The organism is Streptomyces niveiscabiei, from assembly GCF_001419795.1.
GTDB lineage: Bacteria > Actinomycetota > Actinomycetes > Streptomycetales > Streptomycetaceae > Streptomyces > Streptomyces niveiscabiei.
In genome coordinates, this window is record NZ_LIRL01001090.1 from 1 (window position 1) to 4,196 (window position 4,196).

Below are 4,196 nucleotides of genomic sequence, written 5' to 3' on the forward strand. Positions count from 1 at the left end.
AGCCGGAGAAGCCCCAGGCCATGACCGAACACCCCTACCCCTTCGACGCCCCCGCCTCCGAGGCCCTCTTCGACCGCGCCTCCGCCGTCACGCCGGGCGGCGTGAACTCCCCGGTGCGGGCCTTCAGGGCCGTCGGCGGCACCCCCCGTTTCATGGTCTCCGGCACCGGCCCGTACCTCACGGACGCGGACGGCCGCGAGTACGTGGACCTGGTCTGCTCCTGGGGCCCGATGATCCTGGGCCACTCCCACCCGGAGGTCATCGCCGCCGTACAGGAAGCCGTCGCGCGGGGCACCTCCTTCGGCACCCCCGGCGAGGGAGAGGTGGCCCTCGCCGAGGAGATGACGGCGCGCGTCGCCCCGCTGGAGCAGGTCCGTCTCGTCTCCAGCGGCACCGAGGCGACGATGTCCGCGATCCGCCTGGCCCGCGGCTTCACCCGCCGCGCGAAGGTCGTGAAGTTCGCGGGCTGCTACCACGGCCACGTGGACGCCCTGCTCGCGGCGGCCGGCTCGGGCGTCGCGACGTTCGCGCTCCCGGACACCCCGGGCGTGACGGGCGCGCAGGCCGGCGACACGATCGTCCTCCCCTACAACGACCTCGACGCCGTACGCGAGGCGTTCCGCCTGCACCCGGACGAGATCGCGTGCGTGATCACGGAGGCGTCGCCGGGCAACATGGGCGTCGTACCGCCGCTGCCGGGCTTCAACCAGGGCCTGAAGGACCTGTGTTCGGCGAACGGCGCGCTGTACATCTCGGACGAGGTGATGACGGGGTTCCGTACGAGCCGGGCGGGCTGGTTCGGCGTCGACGGCGTCGTACCGGACCTGATGACCTTCGGCAAGGTGATGGGCGGCGGCTTCCCGGCGGCGGCGTTCGGCGGCCGGGCGGACGTCATGGCGCACCTGGCCCCCGCCGGCCCCGTCTACCAGGCGGGCACCCTCTCGGGGAACCCGGTCGCGACGGCCGCGGGCCTCGCGCAGCTGCGGCTGCTGGACGACGCGGCGTACGACCGGCTCGGCGCCGTGTCGGAGCAGATCCAGGCGCTGGTCTCGCAGGCCCTGACGAAGGAGGGCGTCGCGCACACCGTGCAGAGCGCCTCCAACATGTTCTCGGTGTTCTTCACCGACCGTCCGGTGCGCACCTACGACGACGCGAAGGCGCAGGAGTCGTACCGGTTCACCGCGTTCTTCCACTCCCTCCTGGCGAACGGCGTCTACCTGCCGCCGTCGTCGTTCGAGTCGTGGTTCGTGTCGACGGCGCACGACGACCGTGCCGTACAGAAGATCGCCGACGCCCTCCCGGCGGCGGCCAGAGCAGCCGCGGAGGCCACGGCAGCATGAGCACAGCCAAGGAACTCACCGTCGTCCACCTGATGCGGCACGGCGAGGTGCACAACCCGGACGGCATCCTGTACGGCCGTCTGCCCGGCTACCACCTCTCCGAGCTGGGACGGCAGATGGCCGACCGGGTCGCCGAGCACCTCGCGAACCGGGACGTCACGTACGTCGTCGCCTCCCCGCTGGAGCGCGCGCAGGAGACGGCGACCCCGATCGCGAAGGCGCACGGCCTGGACCTCGCGTCCGACGCGCGGCTGATCGAGGCGGGGAACTTCTTCCAGGGCAAGACGTTCGGCGTCGGCGACGGCGCACTGCGGAAACCGGGCAACTGGCCGCATCTCGTCAATCCGTTCAAGCCGTCCTGGGGAGAGCCGTACGTCGACCAGGTCGTGCGGATGAAGGGCGCGCTGGACGCGGCCCGCGACCAGGCGCGCGGTCACGAAGCGGTGCTGGTCAGCCACCAGCTGCCGATCTGGATCGTGCGGTCGTACGTCGAGCGCCGCCGCCTGTGGCACGACCCGCGCAAGCGGCAGTGCACACTCGCCTCGCTGACGACCTTCACGTACGAGGGGGACCGCATCGTCTCCGTCGGGTACTCCGAGCCCGCGATCGACCTCGTGCCCGCGCATCTGCGTGCGGGTGCGAAGCCGGTGAAGGGTAAGGACAAGGCGTTCGGCGCGTAAGGATCTTGCTGTAACGGCTGTCGCCTCTTGTCTCCTCTTGAGGCGGCGGCCGAAAAAGGTTGCTCCTGTTACCAAACCCGGAACTTCTCCGGGAACCTCGTCGTTCGATACGTCCTCTGAATGAGTGACCCACCAGAGACCATGCGACGAACGGGACAGCTCCATGCGCAATCTCACCCGACGGGGAGCCCTCGGACTCGGTGCGGGCGCCGCCGCGGCTGCGGGACTGACCGGCTGCGGCTCGTCCTCCGGATCGGACTCCGGGGACGGCGGCCCCTCCGCGAGCGGCTCCCCGAAGGGCAGCGCCAGTCCCAGCGCGCCGGCGCGGCCGATCGGGGACGGCTCGACGTCGTTCACCGGCAAGCAGCCGCACCAGCCGGACAAGCCCGTGCCGCTGGAGGCGGGCGAGGAGCCGCCGCAGTTCGTGATCTTCTCCTGGGACGGCGCGGGCGAGGTCGGCAACGGCCTCTTCCCCCGCTTCCTCGACCTCGCCAAGGAACACGGCGCGTCGATGACGTTCTTCCTCTCCGGGCTCTACCTGCTGCCGGAGGGCAAGAAGCGGATGTACGAGCCGCCGAACAACCGGCGCGGCGCCTCCGACATCGGCTACCTCTCCGACGACCACGTCAAGGCGACCCTCACGAACGTGCGCCGCGCCTGGCTGGAGGGGCACGAGATAGGCACCCACTTCAACGGGCACTTCTGCGGTGAGTCGCACGGCTCGGTGAAGTGGTGGACGGCCAAGCAGTGGCGCAGCGAGATCGACCAGGCGAAGGCGTTCGTCAAGGAGTGGCGGACGAACACGGGGTGGACCGACCTGCCGTCGCTGCCCTTCGACTACGACAAGGAGCTGGTCGGCGCCCGTACGCCGTGCCTCCTCGGGCAGGACAACCTCCTGCCGACCGCCCGTGAGCTGGGCTGGCGCTACGACGCGTCCTCGCCGGGTGGCCGTCAGGTCTGGCCGAAGAAACGACACGGCATCTGGGACTTCCCGCTCCAGGCGATACCTTTCCCCGGCCGCAAGTTCGAGGTCCTGTCCATGGACTACAACATGATGGCCAACCAGTCCCTCAACTCCACGAAGGCCCCGGCCCACAACTACCCGGGCTGGCGCAAGCAGTCCGCGGGCGCGTACATCGCGGGCTTCCAGCGCGCGTACACCACCAACCGCGCCCCCTTCTTCATCGGCAACCACTTCGAACAGTGGAACGGCGGCATCTACATGGACTCCGTCGAGGCCGCCTTCAAGCACATCGCCGCCGAGAAGGAGAAGGGCGCCGACGTCCGCATGGTCTCCTTCCGCCAGTTCACCGACTGGATCGACGTCCAGAAGCCGGAGGTCCTGGCGAAGCTCCGCACCCTGGACGTCGGCCAGGCCCCGGCGGGCGGCTGGAAGGCGTTCATGACGGAGAGCAAGGGGACCACGGCGGGGACGTCGGCCGGGGGTACGGGTACGAGTACGCAGACGATGGGGTCGACCGCGGCGTACTAGGCGAGGTCTCGGGGGCGGGTGGCTCCGGGGTACTACCCGGGTACGACCGGCGGCTTACGGTATGGGGTACTGCGCGCCGCGTACGGGCGGGTACGGGTACGGGGGTACTACGCGCCGCGTACAGGCGGTTACGGGCACGGGGGTACTGCCCGCCGCCCCTCACACCGTCCCCAGCTCCCGCAGCACGGCCAGCGCCAGTGTCCGGGCCACCCCCACCGTCTCCGGCACCGACACGGCCTCCCGCGCGCTGTGGGCGACGCCGATGTCCCCGGGCCCGAACTGGAGCGTGGGGATGCCGGCACCGGCGTAGTGGCGCAGGTCGCTCCCGTACGTCGCCCCGCGCTCACGGGGTACGGCACCCCCGTTCGCGTCGGCGTGGGCGCGCTGGACGAGGCCCAGGAGCCGGTGCCCGGCGGGGAGCCGCCCGCTGGCGAACTGCCCTCCGGGCCAGGTGACTTCCACCGGATGGTCCCTCAACCACGCGTCCTGGGCGCAGACTTGAGCGACGCGGGCCTCGAACGCGGCGCGCGCCGACGCGGGGTCCTCCCCGAGCCGCACCCCCAACCGCCCCTCGGCGACGAGGAGATCGGGCACGCTGCTGGCCCAGTCACCGGTGCGGACGGTACCGACGGAGAGCGCGTAAGGAATCGGGTACTCGGCGAGCAGCGGATCGGCGTCCCGGTT

4 protein-coding genes are annotated in these 4,196 nt (G+C 70.9%); 3 read left to right on the forward strand and 1 reads right to left on the reverse strand.

The window, feature by feature from the left end:
- The first annotated feature begins 20 nt into the window (after window positions 1–20).
- The 3 genes from hemL to AOK24_RS40305 all read left to right on the forward strand — a co-directional run bounded on the left by hemL (window position 21) and on the right by AOK24_RS40305 (window position 3,512).
- Window positions 21–1,340: a glutamate-1-semialdehyde 2,1-aminomutase gene (gene hemL / locus AOK24_RS40295; RefSeq protein ID WP_063799606.1), complete on the forward strand. Its 1,320-nt coding sequence runs from the start codon at window positions 21–23 to the stop codon at window positions 1,338–1,340.
- The gene (locus tag AOK24_RS40300) at window positions 1,337–2,020 is read left to right on the forward strand and encodes a histidine phosphatase family protein (protein ID WP_055724875.1); all 684 of its coding nucleotides are present in this window, start codon (window positions 1,337–1,339) and stop codon (window positions 2,018–2,020) included. Before hemL ends, AOK24_RS40300 begins: the two co-directional genes overlap by 4 nt.
- Window positions 2,021–2,183: 163 nt before the next feature.
- A complete protein-coding gene (locus tag AOK24_RS40305) occupies window positions 2,184–3,512 on the forward strand; it encodes a polysaccharide deacetylase family protein (protein WP_055724876.1) in 1,329 nt (442 codons plus the stop codon).
- A 159-nt stretch (window positions 3,513–3,671) separates the two neighbouring features.
- On the opposite strand, the gene AOK24_RS40310 is transcribed toward AOK24_RS40305, so the two are convergent.
- Window positions 3,672–4,196, reverse strand: a 525-nt coding sequence (locus AOK24_RS40310; RefSeq protein WP_159052165.1) for a zinc-binding metallopeptidase family protein, incomplete at its 5' end; no start/stop codon positions are given.